Source organism: Streptococcus sp. zg-86, from assembly GCF_017639855.1.
GTDB classification, from domain to species: Bacteria; Bacillota; Bacilli; order Lactobacillales; family Streptococcaceae; genus Streptococcus; species Streptococcus zhangguiae.
In genome coordinates this window covers 648,208-670,056 of record NZ_CP072115.1, presented here as the reverse complement: position 1 = coordinate 670,056, position 21,849 = coordinate 648,208, and the positions used below count along the sequence as shown (strand labels likewise).

The 21,849-nt window shown below is 42.3% G+C and carries 22 protein-coding genes; all 22 read right to left on the bottom strand.

The window, feature by feature from the left end; translation table 11 throughout:
- Positions 1-68: 68 nt before the first annotated feature.
- Entirely contained in the window at positions 69-2,519 is a 2,451-nt protein-coding gene (locus tag J5M87_RS03390) for a heavy metal translocating P-type ATPase (protein WP_154608745.1), read from the bottom strand.
- A 152-nt stretch (positions 2,520-2,671) separates the two neighbouring features.
- Complete coding sequence (gene tehB, locus J5M87_RS03385; protein WP_154608744.1) at positions 2,672-3,532, bottom strand: SAM-dependent methyltransferase TehB; 861 nt, start codon at positions 3,530-3,532, stop codon at positions 2,672-2,674.
- Between the two features lie 45 nt (positions 3,533-3,577).
- Positions 3,578-4,045, bottom strand: a complete 468-nt coding sequence (smpB, locus tag J5M87_RS03380; protein ID WP_154608743.1) for an SsrA-binding protein SmpB — start codon at positions 4,043-4,045, stop codon at positions 3,578-3,580.
- A 2-nt stretch (positions 4,046-4,047) separates the two neighbouring features.
- A complete protein-coding gene (rnr, locus tag J5M87_RS03375; protein WP_154608742.1) occupies positions 4,048-6,381 on the bottom strand; it encodes a ribonuclease R in 2,334 nt (777 codons plus the stop codon).
- Between the two features lie 207 nt (positions 6,382-6,588).
- Complete coding sequence (gene secG, locus J5M87_RS03370) at positions 6,589-6,822, bottom strand: preprotein translocase subunit SecG (RefSeq protein ID WP_067088520.1); 234 nt, start codon at positions 6,820-6,822, stop codon at positions 6,589-6,591.
- Between the two features lie 45 nt (positions 6,823-6,867).
- Positions 6,868-7,017 (bottom strand): 50S ribosomal protein L33, encoded by a 150-nt coding sequence (rpmG, locus tag J5M87_RS03365; RefSeq protein WP_082815604.1) that lies wholly within the window; start codon positions 7,015-7,017, stop codon positions 6,868-6,870.
- Positions 7,017-8,219, bottom strand: a complete 1,203-nt coding sequence (locus J5M87_RS03360; protein WP_257721995.1) for a multidrug efflux MFS transporter — start codon at positions 8,217-8,219, stop codon at positions 7,017-7,019. Before J5M87_RS03360 ends, rpmG begins: the two co-directional genes overlap by 1 nt.
- Before the next feature lie 4 nt (positions 8,220-8,223).
- Entirely contained in the window at positions 8,224-8,820 is a 597-nt protein-coding gene (gene coaE / locus J5M87_RS03355; protein WP_154608740.1) for a dephospho-CoA kinase, read from the bottom strand.
- On the bottom strand, positions 8,817-9,641 hold the full coding sequence (gene mutM, locus J5M87_RS03350) for a DNA-formamidopyrimidine glycosylase (RefSeq protein WP_154608773.1): 825 nt from the start codon (positions 9,639-9,641) through the stop codon (positions 8,817-8,819). Before mutM ends, coaE begins: the two co-directional genes overlap by 4 nt.
- Positions 9,642-9,842: 201 nt before the next feature.
- Positions 9,843-10,277 carry a GNAT family N-acetyltransferase gene (locus J5M87_RS03345; protein ID WP_154608739.1) on the bottom strand — a complete coding sequence of 145 codons (435 nt, stop codon included), beginning with the start codon at positions 10,275-10,277 and terminating at the stop codon, positions 9,843-9,845.
- A 95-nt stretch (positions 10,278-10,372) separates the two neighbouring features.
- Complete coding sequence (era, locus tag J5M87_RS03340; protein WP_154608738.1) at positions 10,373-11,272, bottom strand: GTPase Era; 900 nt, start codon at positions 11,270-11,272, stop codon at positions 10,373-10,375.
- 9 nt (positions 11,273-11,281) lie between these two features.
- Positions 11,282-11,683 carry a diacylglycerol kinase family protein gene (locus J5M87_RS03335; RefSeq protein ID WP_154608737.1) on the bottom strand — a complete coding sequence of 134 codons (402 nt, stop codon included), beginning with the start codon at positions 11,681-11,683 and terminating at the stop codon, positions 11,282-11,284.
- Complete coding sequence (ybeY, locus tag J5M87_RS03330; protein ID WP_154608736.1) at positions 11,664-12,161, bottom strand: rRNA maturation RNase YbeY; 498 nt, start codon at positions 12,159-12,161, stop codon at positions 11,664-11,666. The genes J5M87_RS03335 and ybeY overlap by 20 nt, the downstream gene beginning before the upstream one ends.
- 60 nt (positions 12,162-12,221) lie before the next feature.
- Complete coding sequence (locus tag J5M87_RS03325; RefSeq protein WP_154608735.1) at positions 12,222-12,806, bottom strand: VanZ family protein; 585 nt, start codon at positions 12,804-12,806, stop codon at positions 12,222-12,224.
- Positions 12,799-13,548, bottom strand: coding sequence for an HAD family hydrolase (locus tag J5M87_RS03320; protein ID WP_154608734.1), 750 nt, complete (start codon positions 13,546-13,548; stop codon positions 12,799-12,801). Before J5M87_RS03320 ends, J5M87_RS03325 begins: the two co-directional genes overlap by 8 nt.
- A 686-nt stretch (positions 13,549-14,234) precedes the next feature.
- Entirely contained in the window at positions 14,235-15,581 is a 1,347-nt protein-coding gene (locus tag J5M87_RS03315; RefSeq protein WP_230082376.1) for a PTS sugar transporter subunit IIC, read from the bottom strand.
- Positions 15,582-16,022 (bottom strand): DUF3284 domain-containing protein, encoded by a 441-nt coding sequence (locus J5M87_RS03310; protein ID WP_067088503.1) that lies wholly within the window; start codon positions 16,020-16,022, stop codon positions 15,582-15,584.
- Between the two features lie 3 nt (positions 16,023-16,025).
- A complete protein-coding gene (locus J5M87_RS03305; RefSeq protein WP_067088501.1) occupies positions 16,026-16,352 on the bottom strand; it encodes a PTS lactose/cellobiose transporter subunit IIA in 327 nt (108 codons plus the stop codon).
- 2 nt (positions 16,353-16,354) lie between these two features.
- Positions 16,355-16,666: a PTS sugar transporter subunit IIB gene (locus J5M87_RS03300; RefSeq protein ID WP_154608733.1), complete on the bottom strand. Its 312-nt coding sequence runs from the start codon at positions 16,664-16,666 to the stop codon at positions 16,355-16,357.
- 16 nt (positions 16,667-16,682) lie between these two features.
- The gene (locus tag J5M87_RS03295; RefSeq protein ID WP_154608732.1) at positions 16,683-18,677 is read right to left on the bottom strand and encodes a BglG family transcription antiterminator; all 1,995 of its coding nucleotides are present in this window, start codon (positions 18,675-18,677) and stop codon (positions 16,683-16,685) included.
- Between the two features lie 156 nt (positions 18,678-18,833).
- Positions 18,834-19,934, bottom strand: coding sequence for a DUF871 domain-containing protein (locus J5M87_RS03290; protein WP_154608731.1), 1,101 nt, complete (start codon positions 19,932-19,934; stop codon positions 18,834-18,836).
- 8 nt (positions 19,935-19,942) lie between these two features.
- The gene (locus tag J5M87_RS03285) at positions 19,943-21,340 is read right to left on the bottom strand and encodes a glycoside hydrolase family 1 protein (protein ID WP_154608730.1); all 1,398 of its coding nucleotides are present in this window, start codon (positions 21,338-21,340) and stop codon (positions 19,943-19,945) included.
- Positions 21,341-21,849: the final 509 nt, after the last annotated feature.

Here is a 21,849-nt window from a genome sequence, read left to right as displayed (position 1 = left end):
CTCAAAAATGCTAGTATTTTGTTTCTCATTTCCCATTCTTTTTTTCCAAGAATCCATTACTTTACCTATTACAGGCGAGTTTTCTTCAAGCGTAAGGCATTTGTTAAGACCGATACCGAGCTGAGGGACATGGCTGCTCCAGCTAGCATGGGGTTCAGCAAGGGACCTCCAAAGAGATGCAATACCCCCATAGCAACTGGAATCCCAATGACATTATAGGCAAAGGCCCAAAAAAGATTTTGCTTGATGATACGCAGGGTTGCCTGACTCAGCTGAATCGTCCGAGCGACATCCACCAAATCGCTGCGCACCAAAACAATATCAGCTGATTCAATGGCCACATCAGTTCCAGAACCAATGGCAATACCGACATCTGCTTGAGCAAGGGCTGGGGCATCATTAATTCCATCTCCAACCATGGCAACCACTTTCCCTTTTTCTTGCCATTCTTTGACAACAGCTGCCTTATCTTCTGGCAGAACCTGACTGATAACTGTTTGAATGCCCGCTTGCGCTGCAATCGCTTCAGCCGTTTCTGGTGTATCTCCAGTTAGCATGACAACTTCTAGCCCCATCTGCTGCAAGTGTTTCACCGCCTGTGAACTTGTTTGCTTCATCTTGTCTGCCATACCAATCACGGCTACCAACTGCTTATCCAACGCTAACAAGACTGGTGTTTTCCCATTTTGAGAAAGAAGGAGGCTGTCGGATGCTGCCTGTTCAATAGCAACATCCTGTTCAGCCATGAAAGAAAGATTCCCTAGAAGGATTTCTTGTCCATTGATTATCCCTATAATTCCTTTTCCAGAAACAGATTGAAAAGCATCGACGCTCTGCAAAGCTAATCCTTTTTCCTTAGCAAAAGACAAAATCGCCTCCCCCAAGGGGTGTTCTGAGTAATACTCCATACTAGCTGCTAGTAGCAAGATTTCCTCCTCAGACTTGCCTTGATAAGTCAGGATGTCCGTTACTTGTGGATGACCTTCTGTTACGGTTCCCGTCTTATCTAACAGAATCGTATCTAGCTTTTGCGCACGTTCTAGCACTTCACCTGACTTGATTAACATACCTTGCTCTGCACCCTTTCCTGTACCAACCATGATAGCCGTTGGCGTAGCAAGTCCCAAAGCGCAAGGACAGGCAATGATGAGTACCGCAATGACAATCGACAAGGAAAAGGTTACTGACTCTCCAGCTATTAACCAAAATAGACCTGCTCCCAAAGCCAAAATCATGACAATAGGAACAAAGACGGCTGCCACCTGATCGGCTAATCGAGCAATAGGTGCCTTTGACCCTTGTGCTTCTTCTACCAGGCGAATAATCTGTGCAAGAGCCGTATCCTTTCCAACTTTGGTAGCTGTCATTTTAAAAGCTCCGTTTTTATTGATTGAACCGCCAAATACGCTATCTCCAACTGTTTTTGACACAGGCAGGCTTTCTCCTGTTAGCATGGCTTCATCTACTGTGGATTGTCCCTCATTAATTTCTCCATCAACAGGGATTTTTTCGCCTGGTCGAACCAACAATTGCTCTCCTACCATGACCAGCTCAAGTGGAAGTTCTAATTCCTCCCCATTTCGAAGAACACGGGCAGTTGGAGGGGTTAAGGACAGCAAATGCTGAATGGCTTCCGAGGTCCGACTTTTTGATACCGTCTCTAAATACTTACCAAGCGTAATCAAGGCGAGAATAACTGCAACGGATTCAAGGTATAATTCGGCATGCTCGCCATGCCCAACCTCTACCTTACCCAGCCACAAAAGAGCTGTCATGACTAGACCTTGCAGTAAGGCAGCCCCTGTGCCAATCGCAATCAAGGAGTCCATATTCGGATGCCCTTTCAGCAAGGTTTTGAGACCCCTTTGGTAAAAGCTACGTCCAACATACACGATTGGTAAGACCAAGATGAGTTGAACGAGGGCAGCTACTGGAGCCTTGTGAAAGATGTCTGGTACCAATGCTTTTCCAAATGGAAGCATCGGAGCCATAGCAAGATACACTAAGGGAAGGGCAAAAATCGCTGACCAGATGAATCGTTGCCATAATTTCTTTGCTTGCTCTGCCTGCTCCACCCCCCTGTCTAGCTGCTGACTTGTCTCAGCTAATAACGCTTCGTAGCCCGCTTTCTTTACCGCTTCTTGAATGCTTGAAGGAAACTGAAGACTCGTATCGTAGCGAATAGTGAGGCTTTCTGTTGCCAAATTAACCGCAGCTTCTTCAACTCCACTAAGTTGTCCGACACTCCGTTCGACTGCCATAGCACAGGAAGCACAGCTCATTCCCTTAATCTGATAGATTTCCTCTTTGGCATGAGAAATCAATTGATAGCCAGCTCCTATCACCGCTGCTATCAGCTCTTTTTCTGTTATGATTTCTTCTTCGTAACCAATACTTGCTTGCTCAGTCGCCAGATTGACACTCACTTCTTTCACACCCGCTAAGGACTGGAGCGTCTTTTCAACCGTCATAGCACAAGATGCGCACGTCATTCCTTTTACAGCATAGGTTTTCTTCATCCAATCTCCTTTCTTTGTCTACAAATGTAGTTTCTATATAACTAGTATACCTTTTTCGACTACACCTGTAAACAATTTGTTCCAAAAAAGAAGAATAGGAGGAAAATTAAATCCTGCTTTCACAGAAATTGATTCCTCCCCCTTCCAGTTCCTTATGGTTTCTGCGCTAACATGGTCGCAAAGCGAAAACGTAAGAAATTGCCATTTTCATCTCGACGATGAAGCTGACCAAAATCCTCATTGTATTTGATTAATTTCCAATCCTTGTAATAATCCTTCAACTCATTCTGAGCAAATGTGAAGGAAAAGGGCATCGGACATGGTGCGTCATCCGTACTCATAGCCGCAACAATCAGATTATACCCACCGCTATTGGTATGCTTCTGCATATTTTCAATAATAGCTGGAATGCGCTCCCGCTCTAAAAACATCAAGACAACAGTTGAAATAATCCAATCATAGGATTGCTCAAGATGTGCCTGATGAATATCGTACTGACCAACTTGTAGCTCTAAATCTTCCGCTTCCATTACTGTCAAAAGGGTCTCCAGACTTGGCAGGTGATGATCGACAGCTGTCACCTCAAATCCTTTTTGAGCCAAATAAAGGGCATTTCTGCCTTGACCACAGCCTAAGTCTAGGACCTTGCATGGCTCAGTAATGGTCTCTAAGGCTGCAATGACTTCCGAATGCGTACGGGTAAAGCCGTATTTCTTGGCAAAATAATCCTCTGGTTGACAGAAAAACTCGACAAAAAAGCTAGTATCATCTGCCAGCAACGTCACACGGTGCCAAGCCTGCGGTTCTACCATGGGAATGTCATCAGTCGCTCGGTAATGATGGATAGCAGTAATCTCATTTTCGTCTGAAATGGCTTCATACTTGATTTCGCCCGTTACGACCTTGATTTTGCCCCAAGTACCCACTTTTGTATTGTGCTTATGGGTAATCTCCGTCGGAACGGTTTCCTTGGTCCATATGGGCATCCGTTTATAGGCTACTAACTCTTGCATCGAAATCTCCTTTTTCATTCTGAATGAAAGCACCTAACAGAACAACTATCTGGCATTGATTGCTTTCATCGTGCGAGCAATGTCGCGGTTTTGTTCACGGCGCTTGATCGATTCACGTTTGTCATAATCGTGTTTTCCTTTGGCAAGCCCAATCAACACCTTGGCAAAGCCATCTTTCAGATAGACCTTAAGGGGAACAAGGGTCATACCTGTCCCCTTTACCTCATGTTCTAGGCTGGCAATTTGCTTTTTGCGCAGGAGTAACTTACGTGTGCGCGTCGGATCTTGGTTCCAGATATTTCCCTCATCATAGGGGGCAATATGAACATTATTGAGCCAGGCTTCGCCTTTACGAATCTGGGCAAAGCCATCTTTCAGATTGATCCGTCCTGCACGGATTGATTTGATTTCTGTACCAGTCAAGACAAGACCTGCTTCAATGGTATCGACAATCGTATAATCATGCCGGGCTTTCTTGTTCTGCGCTAAGACCTTTCCTTCACCCTTTGCCATCTCTATCTCCTTTTTTTGCGTTTTCCTTTGGCCACTTCCTTATAAAATGGCTTCTTTTTCTTCTCTTTCCCTTTTTTGCTGGAACGATGAATTACATCCTCTTGCCTATGTCCCTTACCCTTTCCACGACCAGTTCGGTCTGAACGATCACGATTGGCATGGCTCTTGCTTTTGCGAACTGCCTTTAGGGGTGGCTCGATTTGATCCATATCAGACGGTACATGAGCAAAATCAATTTCACCAGTTAGCTTATCTGCCCGTGTCAATTGGATGCGAATGCTTTGGCCAACTCGGAAAGTACGTCCTGATTTTTCTCCTTTGAGCGTCAAGGTTCGTTCATTGTAGTGGTAAAATTCAGGTAGATGTTGAATGTGAATCAAGCCCTCAACGGTATTTGGTAATTCCACAAAAAGACCAAACTTGACAATACTAGACACTACACCGTCGAATTCTTGCCCGACAAATTCCTGCATGTATTCTGCTTTTTTCATGGCTTCTACTTCACGCTCTGCCTCGATCGCCCGGCGCTCCAAGCTAGAAGTTTGTTTGGCAATGGCAGGAATTTCTGCTTCAAAATGCGCTACCACTTCAGGTGTCACTGTGCTATATTGTCGCACCATCCGATGCACCAACAAATCAGGATAGCGCCGGATCGGACTGGTAAAATGCGTATAGTAATCCGCACCTAGTCCATAGTGGCCATGATTATGCTCTGAATACCGAGCCTGTTGCATGGAACGAAGAAGCATCATATTGAGAACATCTGCATAAGGCTCCTCGGCCACACGCGCCATGAGGTCTTGCAAGGCATCTGAAGTAATGGAACTAGCTGTTCCTGCAATACCAAGACCAAAACTACTCGCATAGTCGATGAATTTCTGTAATTTATCGGTCTTTGGCTCCTCATGAATCCGATAGATAAAAGGCAGTTCTAACTGGCTAAAATGCTCTGCGACCGTTTCATTTGCGACCAGCATAAAGGACTCAATCATTCGCTCTGCAATGCCACGCTGGCGCAATTGGATATCAACTGGCAGACCCTCTTTATTGACAATAATCTTCGCTTCACTAGTATCAAAATTAAGCGCTCCACGCTTGATCCGCATGGCTTCTAACGTTTCATGAAGCAGAACCATTTTCTCAACACTTGGGACGATTTTTGAAAATTCTTCCTGTTTGGCTTTATCTCCCGCAATCATCCGATTAACATCTGCATATGTCATCCGATAGGTGGTGTTGATGACCGTTTGACCAATCCAGTGCTTCACCACACGCCCCTTACGGTTAATTTCCATGATAGCAGACTGGGTTAGGCGATCCACATTAGGATTTAGGGAGCAAATACCATTTGACAAGCGTTCAGGTAGCATGGGCACCACGCGATCTGTGACGTAGACTGAGGTTCCACGATTAAGAGCTTCTTTGTCTAAGGCAGATCCTTCTGTCACATAGTGAGAAACATCTGCGATATGGACTCCCAGCTCCAGATTGCCATTTTTGAGTTGCTTGATATGCACCGCATCATCCAAATCTTTTGCATCTGCTCCGTCAATAGTAAAGATAATCTCCTTACGCAAATCCAAGCGACCTTCATAGTCTTTTTCAGTAGGCTGGTCTGGAATTTGATTGGCTTCTGCCAATACCTCATCGGGAAATTCGGATAGGATGTCCATGGACTCTAGCACCTCTAAGACATCAATACCGACATCATCCTTGTGTCCGATGACGTCTCGAATCGTCGCTACAAAATAATCCCGTTTCTTGTTGGGGTATTGCTCAATATCGACCTTGACAATCTCTGTGCCGTCCAAGACCAAGGCTGATTTTTTCAGATAAATCGGCTGGCTGATTTTTTGATTTTTGGACTTGATATAGCCTGCAAATTCTTTTTTATCCTCATCAAAGACAAGCTGCCCAACAGCTGTCTTTAGACTATGCTCTAAGATATCAATGACTTCTGCCTCTGCTACCGTCCCCTTGAGACGGTCTGCGACCTTCTTAATCGCAACTTCAACCCTGTCTCCTTCAATAGCATAGTTGACATCATTTCGGCTGACAAAAAGATCATCTTCTGCTTCATCAACGGTGACAAAGCCAAAACCGTTTTTGTTGGCCCGAAAGATACCTGTCAGGGTTACACGATTTTTTTTCTTCTTTTCTGGTAGGGCAATTCGACCGTGATCATCAAAACTCAATTGTCGGTGTCCCTCCATCTGGGATACCTGCTTGATCAAATTCGTAAACTCTTTAGCAGACCGCGCTTGAAAATGGTCTGCCAGCTGGTCCATAGTGACAGGACCTACTGCTTCAATATAGGCAATAATTTCTTTTTTCATTTTTCTCTTTTCATTGGTTTATATGTGCACCTAGTGGCAGGTAGCAACTCTTCTTCTGATTGTTTCTCTCTGCTGGACTATTGTCGTTTCATTTTGATTTTTTATAGAGTATTAGCATTAGGCAGGACGCGTTAATGACCTAATAAATGAAAACAACCTGATTCTAGCACATGATAAAAAAGAGACTAAGAACAAGTCCCAGTCTTTTTACTTACTTGAAATAATTACCAAGGCCAGCGCAATCAACATCCAGCAAAAGACGAGAATAGCGGTTAATCGCTGCATAACAGCCTCAAAACCACGCGCCTTTGTCCGTTCAAAGAGAGCTCCTGAACTCGCATCAAATACATTACTTGATTGATTTTTAGCTGGTTGCATAAAAATAGCGATAATAATAATAGCAGATAAAATTAAAAGAATGGTTAATAAAACGTTATACATAATTGTTCTCTTTCTTTAATAACTCCCAACAGTATACCACAAAATCTACTTGGTTTCAACATGTAGTGTCACTTTTCTCTCTTTAGGACAGTATTTTAGGACTTCAATCTTTTGTGGATGGGTCTTGCTATTTTTACTGGTCAAATAATTTTTACTACCACATTCTGAACATTGTAAATTGATTTTAATTCTCACTAAATTTCCCTGACTTTCAAGTAATTTCTAAAACTATAGAGCGACCAGATGAGATTGACCAGCACTAAGCTACAGGTCACATAAAATACCCAACGATAGCCTAGATACGTTGCCACACCTGACCCCAACATTGGTCCCAAAACAGAACCCATGTACATAAAAGTTTGATTGAAAGAAAAAATCCGTGAAATCCCTTCTTTTGGGGTTAATTTCGCCAGCAAGGAATTGACAGACGGCAAAAGTGCTCCTGTTCCAAAACCATAGAAAAAGCGGAAAATTCCTAATTGCAAGGGAGTTGTCGCATGGGCATTGAGCCAATTCATGATGAAACTGTATAGCAGAGCCATGAGCAAGAGACGGTGATTTCCAATCTTATCGCCCAATTTTCCAAGCTGCGGTGAGCTGACCATCGAAGAAACTCCCAGTACCGAAATAATCACCCCAGATACAAATAATAGGTTTTCCGTTTGGCCCAAATACCGAATGTAAAGTGTCAAGATTGGCACGACCGACTGGGCTGCCATTTGAATAATCATACTGGTGACAAATAAGCTCAGCACAATCTGCTTGTCCCTAATCTGGTGAAAGACTTCACCTAGGCTCATCTCCTCACCTGCCTTAATCGGTGTAAAATCTTCCTTGATATAGAAATAGGTCACAATCGTCACGAGAAAGAGTAAGAACCCTACAATCAGAAAAACCAAGCGCATACCGACTACTTCTGCTAGGAAACCACCGAGCATTGGACCAATTAAGGTTCCTGCCACTAAACCTGTTGACAAGGTACCAAGAGCGTAACCTGTCTTTTCTTTAGGGACTTGACTGGCAATCAAGGCTGTTGAATTGGGCACATATCCTGCAAACATTCCTGTTAGTATTCGCAAGAGAATGAGCCAAAACACATTGTTGATAAAGGCCAAACCTCCCATGCTAATTACCATGACGGCACTAGCCCGTACCATCATTGGTTTACGCCCATACCGGTCAGCCAAACTCCCCCAAATCGGAGACATGATTGCTGAGGCCAAGGCTGTTGTTGATACTGCCAGACCTGCATAAAATTCTACCTGATTTTTCGGAGCTCCCAATTCTTCGACAAATACGGAAATAAAGGGCATGACCATCGAAATACTTGATCCAACAAAAAAATTTCCTACCCAAGCAATTTTTAGATTTTGCTTCCAAACATCCTGACTTAAAATAAAATCATCTTCTTTCTATACGCTGTAAAAGCTGGTCAACTTGTGCATAAGTTGCAAGCCTTTCTCCACCATTATCAATCTGATACGGTGTCCGCTTTTTCTTTTCTTCAAGAGGCATTTGTGCAGCTAAACGCTCCTTTGCTGCCCCTAGACTGAGCTGATTTCGCTCCATTAACCGTTCTAATTGTAGCTCTGGTGCCAGTACGACAAGCCAAATCTCATCGACTACTTCTTCATAGCCCAATTCAAAGAGCAAGGGAATGTCCATGAACAGCACATCTGTCATTTCAGCTAATCGATCGCGCTCTTTCACCAGTTCCTGTCGAATAACTCCATCTTGCAGCTGAGAAAGTCGTTCTCTGACTTTTTTTTGCCCAAAAACCAGCTCTCCTAATCGTTCTCGGTTAAGTTTGCCATCGGCTGCTACAATGCCTGTTCCAAATTCTTCGACTAAAACCTGATAGAGCTTTCCACCTTTTTCTTGCAACTGGTGAACGACTTGGTCCGCATCAATGATCTGATAGCCACGTTTTCGCAAATAAGCTGTCACTGTGGATTTCCCCGAAGCAATACCACCTGTTAATCCAATCACTCTCGTCATGGCGCGACCTGACACTTGGGACAAATATGCGTTCCACGGCCAGATAACTGGAATTTCATCATCTCTGCCTGACAACGTGGACACTCTTGTCCCTGCTTTCCATAAACTTGTAGGTAATCTTGCATAGTCCCATCCATCCCAAGGGCATTTTTATAGGTTCGAATGGTCGAACCACCTTTTTCAACGCCTAGTTGCAGTACGGCGATAATCGCTTGGTGCAAGGCCTTGCTTTCTTTGGTTGAGAGACTTTGGCTAGTTCTTGCCGGATGAATACCTGCTTGAAACAAGGCTTCGTCCACATAGATATTGCCCAGCCCTACCACTAAGGTCTGATCCAGCAAGTGGGCTTTAATAGGCTTTTTCGATTTAGCGAGCTGAACAGCAAAACACTCATAGTCAAAATCTTCTGTGGTCGGCTCTGGCCCTAACTTTTTCGAGAGAAAATAATCCCCGACTTGTTCTTTTGTTAGCAACTCAAGAGTTCCAAACTTCCGCACATCTTGATAGACCAAGTGACTGCCATCTGTAAAGGTGAAAAAGGCATGAAAATGCTTATTTTCTGGTACTTGATCAGGAAAGTAATTGTACTTGCCTTCCATCCGCAAATGGGAAATAAGTACGAAATCCGTCAAGTAAATCAGAAGATACTTCCCACGGCGCTTGACCTCGCAAATCTCCTGTCCAACCAAGACTTCACACAGACTATCTGCTCCCGTCAGCACCATGCGTGGATAGGTAATCTCTACTTTCTGAATTCTTTTTCCAACAACCAGTTTTTCAAGTCCCTTGCGAACTGTTTCAACCTCTGGTAATTCTGGCATAATTAAGATACAAAGGGCGTAAGCGGACATAGCCAAATCTATCAATAACACCTACTTTAGGTAAGTTGTAACTTTTTGACACCGTCCGCAGCTAGTATTTCATTCTAAACACTAGCTTCCCCTATCCTTTCTTCATTATTTTTTATATAAAAAGCAAGTTTAGCCTAATCCTTCGACTTACCTTTCTTATAGCACAGCCTTCTAATCCACGTTCAAGATATAATGAACAGTTCGACTTACTTCACAAAAGCCGTTTCTGTGATGAAATGCTTGACTAAGCTCATTTTCTAAGGAACAATCGGAAGCTAGCTGCAAGCACCCCTGGTCTTTCGCCCATTGTCTAGCAAAGGCAAGCAATTCTCGTGCGATGCCTTGTTGCCTCACTTCTGGGAGAACAGAAATTCCCTCTAAATAGGCAGTTGGAAAACTAGTACACCCTTCCACATATTCTTTGCGAATAGAAAGACTTAGCCAGGCAAGAGCCTTTCCTCCACGCCAATACAGAAATTCATAGGGAAATTGTTGCCCTAGAAAACCCTCACGTAAGTGAGCTGGATTGCTGGTCCAGACCTGTTTTACAAAACCTAGCCAGATTTCGACTTCATCTGGTTGAACCAGCCGAATCTTTCCACACATTCCTAGTACTTCACTCCTTACAATCAGCACAAAAAGTCAACGGGCTATGCTTTGCTGCCCGTTTCCTCAATCATTTTTCATCACGGAAAAACTCATTAATACTCTTTTTGATTATAGCCAAAGTCCGCAAGGTCTAGCTTTTTATCCCGCCAATTTTTCTTGACCTTGACCCAGGTTTCTAAGAAGACCTTATCTCCTAGCATGAGCTCGATGTCACGGCGGGCCATGGAGCCAATTTTCTTGAGCATAGCCCCACCTTTTCCGATGACGATGCCTTTTTGGCTATCACGCTCGACCATAATCGTTGCTCGAATGTGAATCTTATCCGTCTCCTCATCTCGCTTCATGCTGTCAATGACAACCGCTACTGAATGCGGAATTTCCTCGCGTGTCAAGTGCAAGACTTTCTCCCGAATCATTTCAGACACCAAAAAGCGCTCTGGATGATCCGTAATCTGATCAGCTGGGAAATACTGGAAACCTTCGTCTAAGTTGTCTTTCAAGATTTCCATGAGACGGTTGACATTATTTCCTTGGGTCGCAGAAATTGGGACGATTTCCTTAAAGTCCATCTGCGTTCGAAAATCATCAATCTGCTCCAAGAGCTGATCCGGATGCACCTTATCAATCTTATTCACCACTAAAATAACAGGTACTTTAGCAGATTTGAGGCGCTCCATAATCATATCATCGCCCTTACCACGTGGCTCATCGGCTGGTACCATAAAAAGCACTGTATCCACTTCACGCAAGGTGCTATAAGCAGAATCCACCATGAAATCTCCTAAAGCTGTCTTTGGCTTATGGATTCCCGGCGTATCAATAAAGACAACCTGCTCTGTCTCTGTCGTGTAAATCCCCATAATTTTATTGCGCGTCGTCTGCGCCTTGTCACTCATAATTGCAATTTTTTGTCCCATTACGTAGTTGAGAAAAGTCGATTTCCCAACATTTGGACGTCCTAAAATAGCTACAAAACCTGATTTAAATGTCATTTCTACCCCTTAAAATATCACATTCCAAATTTTTGGAAGAAAGATAATCAGCCCCGTCAATAAAGCAAAAGCTGATACAAACAAAACCGCCCCTGCTGCCATGTCCTTGGCATTTTTTGCTAGCATGGAGAAATGGTAGCTTGACGCCAAATCGACAACATTTTCAATCGCAGAATTGACAATTTCAAAGGCAATCACCAAGCTAATACTCAGGAGCAAAAACAGCCACTCGGTTGTTGAAACACGAAAAATCAAACCAGCTATCACGACTAAAATCGCAGATACCAGATGCTTTCGCATGTTTCGTTCTTCCTTAAAAGCCGTAAAAAGACCTGTCACCGCAAACTCAAGGCTGGCAACCAGATCTCTATTTTTCCATTTTTTTTGTGGATTATTCTCGTGTAAGTCCATAAGCTGTCAGTATTTCTTCTTGTAAACCAAACATTTCTGCTTCTTCTTCCGGCGTATAATGGTCATAACCGTTAATATGCAGAAAACCATGCACAGCTAAAAAGCCCATTTCACGTTCAAAACTATGACCATAGTCTTTTGCTTGTTCATGCGCCTTATCAATGGAGATATACAACTCACCGATGTAGGCATCAAAATCCGCTAGCATCTCGCTCAATTCTGGATTCTCAAGCAAATCTTCCTCATCAAAGACAATCTCGGTCTCTGGCTTATACTCCAAACTCACTACGTCTGTCGGACGGTCGATGCCACGGTATTCCAAATTGACCTCATGGACACGCGCGTTATCAACAAAGGTAACAGCCATTTCTTTTTGCTCTTTACCAATCTTTTGAGCCGCAAACTCCAACAAGTCTCGAATCTGTTGCTGCATTTCCTCTGTCACTTGTTTTGTTTCATCCACCATTTCAATATACATGATTCACCACACTTCTTTCTCTATTTATTATATCACAAAGCCAGAAGAAAGGAAAAAGTGCTAGCCTATCTTCTCTAAGAAGAATTTTAGCAAGCCGATTTGTCTGATGGCTATTCCAGTCAAGATCCCTACGCTATTTAGCACAATATCTCCTGTATCACAAATCCCAAAGCTAAAGACATACTGGGCGATTTCAACTCCTATCACGCCAACAACTGCGACTAAAAATTGTTTTTTCCTAGTAATGAGTGTTCCTAGAGGAGTAAGCATGACAAGATTCATCAAAGGAACAAAGATATTTCTAGCTTGTATATCTTGTAGTGTTTCCATCGGATTCAAGACAAGCCCTTTAATCCCCATGCTTTTGAAAACCAGTAGGAAAGCTAAACAAGCAAAATAAATGGCATATAGCACTAGAATCATTTTCCTGTCTACGTGCTTCCGATAGAAAAAGCTCATAAAAACAAATACACTATAGCTCATGACGAGAATGACCAGCAATGGTCCCACAAAATCAATCTCAGGCATACGCACTACCATCCGAAGATAATATTGAAAATAAAGATAGTGCATAAAGACGTAGCGACACACGAAAAAAGAAAGCAGGGCATTCATACTATCTAACAGGAGGTACTTCTTATTCATTGGCTTTTCCTTGCTGCTCTGCCTCAAACTGGGTAACTGAGTGACTGACTAATTGCTCAATCACACCGAGCAGTTCTTCCCGCTCCTCCACCACCGCATCTGCTTGATAGGGACTTTGGGGCTGTTTCCGTTTCCGGTGATTGAGCCAAATGGCTTTCCAACCTGCAGCTTTTGCACCGGCAACATCATTTTCAAAGGAATCACCAACATAGCACATGTCCTCAGGTAAGAGTTGCATCTTCTCTACCATTAGGTCAAAAATCTCCTTAGAAGGCTTGGTTACTCCCACTTGACCAGAAATAATGGTCACATACTCTGAAATCCAATTGGTCATTTCTAAGGATTGCAACTTGCGCAATTGATGAAGATGTGGGCCATTGGTAATAATCCCCAGACGAATCTTGTTCTGACGACAATAGTCAAAAATAGCTGGAAATTCTGGACTAAGCGATAGCTTCCCTTGGTTTTCTTGGTACTCTTGCTGAATAGTGATCGCCAATTCATCTGAAACCGCATAGCCAACATCAGCCAAAGCTCGCTTCATTCGGTAAATATGGCTACTTTCGAGTGTGATATCGCCTGCTGTCGCGGCTTCAAAAACCTCATCCGCATACAGTCTAAAGGCTATATATAAGTCACCCATTTGCCCATCTTGGACAGGTAGATATGCCTGAACCGCCCGCTTAAAGGGCTCTTCCTGATTATACAAGGTATCGTCCAAATCAAAAATCAATGCTTTCATACTTCTATTCTAGCAAAAATCCTGATTTATTGCTGAAACGAGGCTAATCTCTCCCTATCTTTTCCTACCTCCATACTCCGTTCAATGATAAAAATGATAGCAAATATAGTGAATTGAATAAAGGTTAGGACATCGTTATACTCTATAAAAATCAACATCTGACTAGGCAACGAAATCGTAGCTAGAACTGAAGTTCAGCAAGGTGAGTTAACGACGTCAGACTTTGATTTTTGACGAGTATAAGTCGCTTTGCTTCAATAGTCCAGTAGACTGTTGAAGGTTGGAAATAGGGATTATGGAGTAATCCTCAATTAACGCCAGTTCTATCTGCAGCTCCTTGCCTTGTCCTATTCCTTCATAAGATACGAGGGCGCATAAAGCACAAAGTGAAAATAGGAAGTCTGACGAAGAGCCAGCAGACTCTAGGAAGACTTATCTTTTTCACACAGAGCTTAGCCCGCGTTCAGTTTCATAAGATACGAGGGCGTTAAGCAACTCCTAGACAAAATAGGAAATCGAAGCAGGTTGGCTTGCAACCAACGAGATTTATCCCTAAAGGAAGCCCTCTGCTGTAACCAACTAAAGCTGGAACATCTGCGTCTCTTTTTTACATAGCTCTTAGTCCGTGTTCAGTTCTCAATCCACTATAAAAGGCCTGGAATCGCTGTCCCGGCCCTCATATTATGTTACGCATTTTCCTCTACTTCTACCTTATTTGCTGCAATAACAAATGGTGTCCAGATAAGGAAAGCAACAAAGACATTAAAGAGTGAAATAGCACCTGCTAAGAGATTTCCCCCTGTTGCAAGGAAGGCATAAAGTCCTGGAGGAGTAATCCATGGAATAGATACATAAACTGGAGGAATCAAGCCTAGAGCTGTTGCTGTATAAGCAATTCCACAACAGATTGGTGGTACGATAAGCCATGGAATAATGAAGAGTGGATTTAAGACCATTGGAATCCCAAAGGTGATTGGTTCATTGATATTAAAGACACCCATCGGTGCAGACAATTTTGCAACTGCACGGTATTCTTGGCGTTTTGAAAATAGGAAGACTGCGATAATGAAGGCAATGGTCACTCCTGAACCACCCATTTGCCCATAAGCATCAAATGACCCACGAGTCCAAATGTATGGAAGGGTTTTACCAGCTTCATGCGCTGCTGTATTTTCGAGCAAAGCAGGTAGGTAAATACCGTCCAAAACAGGACCCAATACATTGTGGCCATGAAGTCCGAAGAACCAGAATAATTGAACCAAGAAAGAAAGTAAGATAACGCTGAACCAGCCTTGTGATAATCCAAGCAATGGTTTTTGAATATAAGTTGATACTAAATCATTTAAGGATTGACCGGATAATTGCATCGCCATGAAGCCGATGAAAGCAGATACATATATCGCTACAATCCCTGGAATCATAGAAGCAAAGGCCTTATTAACAGCTGGTGGAACCGTATCTGGCATCTTGATAGTAATTTTCTTTTTCATCAAGAAGCAGTAAATTTCTGCTGAAAGAAGACCGATAATCATTGCTGTAAACAAGCCCGTAGCTCCAGCATAAGCTACCTTAATAGCCCCCCAATCTGACGTTTCCAAACCACTTTCAGAAATAGTCAAACCAAAATCAGCTAAGGCTTTAACAATTGATTTATCTAAACCTGCCACATCTGTTACAATGGTCATTGTTTGTGGAATGGTTGAGATAAATGCTGCAAAAGAAACTAGGCCACCGGCAATAGGATTCAATTTTTCATATTGCGCTCGGTTGTAGCCAAGAGCAAAGACAAAGGCTAGCGCCATAATGGCAATTGTACCAAAATACACACAACCATTTAAGGTAATAAGTGGCTGCATAGACTCTGCAAAACCAGTATTTCCCATGCTGTTTGGAATATCACGTACTAAAACGTTGATTAAAACAGCAATTGCTCCTGCCATGGTGAGTGGAAACATAGCAAGAAATGCATCCCTTATGGCAACCAAGTGTTTTTGCGATCCTAGTTTGCCAGAAATTTTCATAAATGTGTCCATTTAAGGAACCTCCTTTTTTATTGCAAATTCTGCAAATTTTTTAATTTGAAGAAGCATCCGCTTCTCTAAACTCCTTCTCATAAGAGGCAACAATAGCTTGTAATTAAGCTGATTAAAGCGCCCCTCTGGTAGATAATCCTCTGAATAGCAAATCTCTACCTCATCCTGTCCTAAAGAGCGTAATTGATAGGTCAAAAATTGCACACCACGATTGGATTGAATAGCGACAGCATAAGACTGATTTTCAACCAACTGTTGCAAGGTAACCTTAACAGATTGCTCTCTTTTCTTACCAAATCGCTTGACGAAACTCAAGCCCTCTCTTATCTCAGACAGTGGAATCGTTTGTCCCGTTGCTCCTTGATAGTCGGCCTGAAACAGTTCTAAACAGAGCTGATAGTATAACTCAGGCTGGCCAGTAACTGTCAAACGTGCTTCCATTTACTATCCCCCCATATCTTCTATTCGGCGGTAAAGGTCAACCGTCTCCTTGGCCATATCCAAAAATGTAATAGCATTCATGAGATGATCCTGTCCATGCACCATTAGAAGGGAAACTTCTACCGACTGACCGGATGCTTCCTCTGATAACAAAGCTGTTTGAGATTTATGCGCAATGCTCAAGGATTGATTTGCTTTTTCAAGAAAGGCTGCTGCTTCTTCAAAATCGCCTTTCTTCGCAGACCGAATCGCTTTAACGGCATTTCCCTTGGCATCGCCTCCATGCATAATCAGCCCCATGATTGCTTCAAGATTTACTGGTTCTACCATTGTTAATCTCCTAGTAAGGCTAAGGCAAAGTCAAGGACTTTGTCCCCATTCATTGTTCCGTAATCTACCATATTGATGTCGCCTACTTTGATTGCAGGCTCATAATTTTCCTTGTACTCATCCAACATAAATTTAACCTGTGGTCCAACAAGTAAGACATCAATTGATTTATTCGCTACTTCATCAGCAACCTCTGAGACAGGAACAGCCCAAATAGTTGTTTCAATTCCTTTATCGGCCGCAGATTTCAACATCTTGGTCACTAACATACTAGTAGACATACCAGCATTACATACTAACATAATATTTTTCATTCTAATTCCTCCTTCCCTATAATAAAGGGCGTACTACTGTTATAAAATTTTCTAGTGTTGGTTTGCTCAACAATTCTTTATGTAGCTCTGGACAATGGACAAAACTAGCCAAGGCTGGAGTCAATACCTTCATCCGCTCATTTTTTCCTTTTGAAGGCGAAAGAAGGAAGATAAACTGTACCTTTTCATGTTCTTTGTCCCACTTTACGGGTTCTTGACAAATCGCTACTACTACTTGTTCCGTCAAAGATAGAGCTTTTGCTGGATGTGGAAAGGCTAGAACTTCATCATAGACAATCGAACTCAGATTTTCACGGACAGCAATTTGCTTACGGAAATCCAACTGAAATGGCTGATTTTCTGCTTCATCCAAACGTTGTATCATTTCTGATAGAAGCGTCTCTTTATCAACTGCCTTGTCAAAGTATAAAAATTGATGTTCTTGAAAGAGTTGAGTGATATCTAATGACTGCTGATTTTGCCTTGGTTCACTCGTATGAACCAGATCAGAATCACTACTCGTCCATGCTTTTTTCGCCATATGAGCACGAATACGCGCAATGTCTTGTGACTGCAAGAGGACATTTACTCTAACAACTGGAACGAGAAAGACCAAATTTCCTAAATCGACTGAGGAAATGATAAAATCAATTCCTTTTAGCTTGTGTTCGGACAAGTCAAGGTAGCTAGCAACTTCTACAATCTCCAACTCCTGGGGGAATTCCTTTTCCAATCGACTCTGTAACATCCGTGCACTTCCATAGCCACTCGCGCAAACCACCAAAACACGGTGGTGATTTTGGGTGCTCATTTTTTCCAAGGAAGCCAAAATATGCAGACTAATATAGGCATACTCATCATCAGTAATCTGGTAATGCTGCAACAGAGGCATTCTTGAAAAATGCTGCTTCACAGCTTCAAATACAAGTGGATACTGCTTGATAATATCTTCTTTTAAAGGATTAAGCAGTTGAATATGATTATCTAGTCGGTGCACAAGAGGAACAAAGTGAGCTTTTAGCGACTCTAGCAGATGTCCATCGGTTTGCAATGGCACCTGTAATTCTTGCCCCAGTTCTTCCAATTGATGATTAAGCTGAGTCGCTAGATCATCTGTTTTCTGAGGAATTTCCTGCTCCTCAGTATCTTCTATACTCCCCCTATGGAGATGAATGGAGATATATTCTGCCTCTTTCTCTGGAAAGACCAAGGCAAAACTTTCAGACAGACGATGTAAAATTCTTTGTGCAACCTGATACTCACGACTATCTCCTAGCTGCTCACCGGACACAATCTTCATCTCTTTTCCTAGATGAATCCGACGAATCATCAAGGCTAAATGAACCACTAAATTATGAAGAATAAAATCTGGCAAATGTAGCTGGGCATTGCGACATTCGTCAATCACCACCATGATAATCTCTGAAAAATGGCTTTCCTCCAATAATTCATCATGTATCAATGAAAAAACTGACTGCTGAAAACTATCTAAAAAGAAATAATCTTTGATGAAATGGCGAATCGCACCTTCCTTCCCGACAATCCGAATACCCTTACGACCCGTCTGAACCTTAATGCCGTATGGTAAAACCAAGTCCTTAATGTCATGAAGCAGTTGCGCAATACTCGTTTTACTCAGATATAATTCCTGCGATAGATCAGAAATAGTTGGACAGTCATCCTCCAAAAAGAGTTTATGAATAATATAGTGCCGCCTATCAATCGATTCTTCTAATTGGGTGACTTCCTTGATAAACCGATCTGCTTTCTGCACTTCTTGCCAATACAATTGAAAGGCTTCCTCATCTGTAAAGGAAAGCAGGTAACCATAGCCTGACTTAGACGTTAAAACAGCTCCGTGATGTCCTATTTTATCTTCGATCAGTCCCAAATACTTTCGAATGGTTCGATCACTCATCCCTATTGCTGCTGCAATTTTTTGACTTGAAAGGTAGCTAGTTTGGTGCTGCAGCAAAGCGTCCACAATTGCTGCTTCTTTTTTTGTTAGCATTTCTCACCTCCTACCCTTGAAAACCCTTTCCTAATTCTATTGTAACAAATAGTTGAGAATTTGTTACACTTCTTTTTTCCGTAATGCTAGTGAAGTTTGTACTCACTAATTTCTAACAGATAGAAACAAGTAACGAAATAGGATTCGTTCAAGTCTTTAAAGGGGATTGATCTCTTCTACCAGTCGAAAGGCTTGCCAAGGTTGCAGATAATCTAAAATCAGCAAACTCCAAGGTGTCAGTTGGGCGACGATGTTTGTCTTATCCGTCATGGTAAAGGACTTAAGAGCGATTTGCACTTCTCCCTTATAGCGCAAGTAAGCATCATTATCTATCACAATGGTTCCGCGTGTAACTGCTTTTGATTGAAGTCGCACAGGAACAGTCGCTTCTTGATATTGGACACGTGGTTCAGTTGAGCGAATAACAAAATCAGATACATCTCCCCGATAGCGATGAGGAAAAGCTAGAACTTTCTGTTCTATATCTGTTAACTCCACCAAGGGCTCATAGGTTAGCCCAACGCTGTCCTGTCCCAATACCTCCACCAAACTTGCCAATTCTGTTTCTGCTATGAATTGATTAGAAATTAGGACCGTATCAAACAAGCCAGTTGCTTTCATCACTTCTGCCTGAACAGTTAGTGGAGCATGACGGATTTCTTCTAAAGTTGGAAGACCTTCTGTAACAGGCCACGGTCCTTCTAAGGCCGTATTCGAACTCAAAAAGACTGCTGTTTCGATACCTCTCTCATGGTAAAAACGTGACATCTCCAAGAAATGTGAACGAGATAGACCAGTAAATTCATGAGGATAAAAGTTATGACAGGCAATGAGATTACTCAAATCGGCACCGGCTGCTATTAAGTCTGTCAAAAGCCGCTTATCAGTACTCATATTGAGCTCGATTTTAATGCCGTAAGAATGATGGGTCAAGGTCACCATATCAGCTAATGGTAAGGCCTCATCAAGCCTTAGGCCTGCTAGTCCAAATTCACGACACTTTTCAATCAGACAATCTTGCCAACCATTTGCTTCCAAAAAAGCTGGGCTGACATCCGCAATCACTCGAATCCCCTGCTGATTTGCATAGGCAATAATGGCTTGATAAAGCTGACCATAATCGTCCATTCCATCTGACAATTGCAGAAGACTCATAAAGAGTCGCTTCGCTCCATATCTAGCTAGTAGGTCAATATAATCAAGGGAATGCTTGAGGTCATATTTTTCTGGATAGAGTGAAAAGCCAAGTGTTAGCATAAAACCTCCTAGCGTTCAAAACCATTGTTCTCACTTAGTTTTTTGAACCAATGACCTGATTTTTTGATGATTCGTTCTTGCGTTTCCAAATTCAACTCAATCAGACCATAGCGATTTTTATAGGCATTGAGCCAAGACCAGCAATCGATAAAGGTCCACAGCAGATAACCTTTACAGTTCGCCCCTTCTTCAATCGCCTTGTGGAGTTCTATCAAATGATCTTCGATAAAGGCAATACGATAATCGTCTTGGATGACACCCTGCTTGCGGAATTTATCCTCGCCTTCTACACCCATACCATTTTCTGTCACTAGCCACTCGATATTCCCGTACTGTTCCTTGAGATTTATCCCAATATCATAAATCCCTTTTTCATAAATTTCCCAACCCCGATGTGGATTGATTTTCTTACCAGGCATATCATAGGGTTCAAAATAGTAATGCGGTGTTAGTGGCTCATCAGGACTTGGTTGCTTGCTTCTTGCCTGCACCCGAATCGGCTGGTAGTAGTTCACACCCAAAAAGTCTACTGTATTTTCTTTGATGATGCGCAATTCCTCTTCCGTTGCCGGAGGTAAAATAGCATGCCTTTTTAAAATATCCACCAATTCAGTCGGGTAACTACCTAAGACAGACGGATCAAGAAAACTCTTCATTTGGAATAACTCCGCAATCCGAGCCGCATCTTGGTCCTCTTTACTATCACTACGTGGATAGGCCGGAGTCAAATTTAAGACAATGCAAATCCGGTGTTCTGGATGTAATTCATGACAGACCTTGACCGCTAGGGAACTTGCTAATTGCGTATGGTAAGCCACCAAAGCTGCAGCTTTCGCATCAATCACTCCAGGAAGATGATAATCACCTAAATAACCACATTCAACAGGCACAATCGGCTCATTAAAGGTAATCCAAGTGTCTACAATATCACCAAATAAGTCAAAACATGTTCTCGCATACCGCTCGTAAGCATAAACGGTTTCCTTATTTTCCCAGCCTCCTTTTTCTTGTAAGGCATATGGCAAATCAAAATGATAGAGATTGACAATCAGCTTGATTCCTTGGGCTACAATGCCTTGAAAAACCTGACGATAAAAGGCAACAGCTTTTTCATTGACCTGACCGACCCCGTCTACCATTAAACGTGACCACTGAATAGAGGTCCGAAAAACGGTATGCCCTGTTTCTTTCAAGAGCTGAATATCTTCTTGGTAATGCTGATAGAAGGTCGAGGTTTGTTCAGGACCAACCTGATCAAAAAAGCGTTCTGGCTCCTGTTGATACCAAGCATCCCAATTACTTCTCGTCTTACCGTCTCCTGCAACAATCCCTTCGCTCTGTGGTCCAGATGTCGAACTACCCCACAAAAAACCTTCTGGGAAACGATACACTTTTTTTTCTGACATAGCTTCTCCTTTTTATAGCCTCTTTGTTTTGTTTACACTCTATTAACATCATCATTCGTCTTACTTTAGAAAGTAAGACGAATGAAAAATCTACTAGATTAAAACTGAAAGACTATTCCTATTTTTAATTCTAGTATAATCCCAGCAAGCTTTATTGTAAATGCTTTCAAACAAGATGTTTTTCCACATTCTTAAGGAAAATCGTAAAAAAAAAGAGTAGGACATGAATCGAAATGCCTACTCTCGACTGTCCTCACTCTTTTTATAGTGAATGGAATAAAGGTTAGGACATCATTATACTCTATAAAAATCAAAATCTGACTAGCTTCCACAATTGAGAATTGTGGAAGACTGGAAATGGAACTAGCGCAGCTCGCCCCTTCCAATTGAGAATTGTGGAAGGTGAGAAATAGAGCGAACATAGCTCGTCTCCACTGAACCACCTAGTTCGGACTAATGTTAGCTGAGGATTATAACATAATCCTCAGAATGTAGACAAACCTCACAAT

Coding starts and splice junctions, on each gene's coding strand:
- J5M87_RS03300 (WP_154608733.1), bottom strand. CDS start 16,666: ATGAAAAATATTATGTTAGTATGTAATGCTGGTATGTCTACTAGTATG.
- J5M87_RS03320 (WP_154608734.1), bottom strand. CDS start 13,548: ATGAAAGCATTGATTTTTGATTTGGACGATACCTTGTATAATCAGGAA.
- mutM (WP_154608773.1), bottom strand. CDS start 9,641: ATGCCAGAATTACCAGAGGTTGAAACAGTTCGCAAGGGACTTGAAAAA.
- J5M87_RS03315 (WP_230082376.1), bottom strand. CDS start 15,581: ATGGACACATTTATGAAAATTTCTGGCAAACTAGGATCGCAAAAACAC.
- J5M87_RS03390 (WP_154608745.1), bottom strand. CDS start 2,519: ATGAAGAAAACCTATGCTGTAAAAGGAATGACGTGCGCATCTTGTGCT.
- coaE (WP_154608740.1), bottom strand. CDS start 8,820: ATGACGAGAGTGATTGGATTAACAGGTGGTATTGCTTCGGGGAAATCC.
- J5M87_RS03345 (WP_154608739.1), bottom strand. CDS start 10,277: ATGTGTGGAAAGATTCGGCTGGTTCAACCAGATGAAGTCGAAATCTGG.
- J5M87_RS03305 (WP_067088501.1), bottom strand. CDS start 16,352: ATGGTAGAACCAGTAAATCTTGAAGCAATCATGGGGCTGATTATGCAT.
- tehB (WP_154608744.1), bottom strand. CDS start 3,532: ATGCAAGAGTTAGTAGCCTATAAACGGATGCCCATATGGACCAAGGAA.
- J5M87_RS03325 (WP_154608735.1), bottom strand. CDS start 12,806: ATGAATAAGAAGTACCTCCTGTTAGATAGTATGAATGCCCTGCTTTCT.
- era (WP_154608738.1), bottom strand. CDS start 11,272: ATGACATTTAAATCAGGTTTTGTAGCTATTTTAGGACGTCCAAATGTT.
- rnr (WP_154608742.1), bottom strand. CDS start 6,381: ATGAAAAAAGAAATTATTGCCTATATTGAAGCAGTAGGTCCTGTCACT.
- J5M87_RS03335 (WP_154608737.1), bottom strand. CDS start 11,683: ATGGACTTACACGAGAATAATCCACAAAAAAAATGGAAAAATAGAGAT.
- smpB (WP_154608743.1), bottom strand. CDS start 4,045: ATGGCAAAGGGTGAAGGAAAGGTCTTAGCGCAGAACAAGAAAGCCCGG.
- J5M87_RS03290 (WP_154608731.1), bottom strand. CDS start 19,934: ATGCTAACACTTGGCTTTTCACTCTATCCAGAAAAATATGACCTCAAG.
- J5M87_RS03310 (WP_067088503.1), bottom strand. CDS start 16,022: ATGGAAGCACGTTTGACAGTTACTGGCCAGCCTGAGTTATACTATCAG.
- J5M87_RS03285 (WP_154608730.1), bottom strand. CDS start 21,340: ATGTCAGAAAAAAAAGTGTATCGTTTCCCAGAAGGTTTTTTGTGGGGT.
- ybeY (WP_154608736.1), bottom strand. CDS start 12,161: ATGTATATTGAAATGGTGGATGAAACAAAACAAGTGACAGAGGAAATG.
- secG (WP_067088520.1), bottom strand. CDS start 6,822: ATGTATAACGTTTTATTAACCATTCTTTTAATTTTATCTGCTATTATT.
- J5M87_RS03295 (WP_154608732.1), bottom strand. CDS start 18,677: ATGCTAACAAAAAAAGAAGCAGCAATTGTGGACGCTTTGCTGCAGCAC.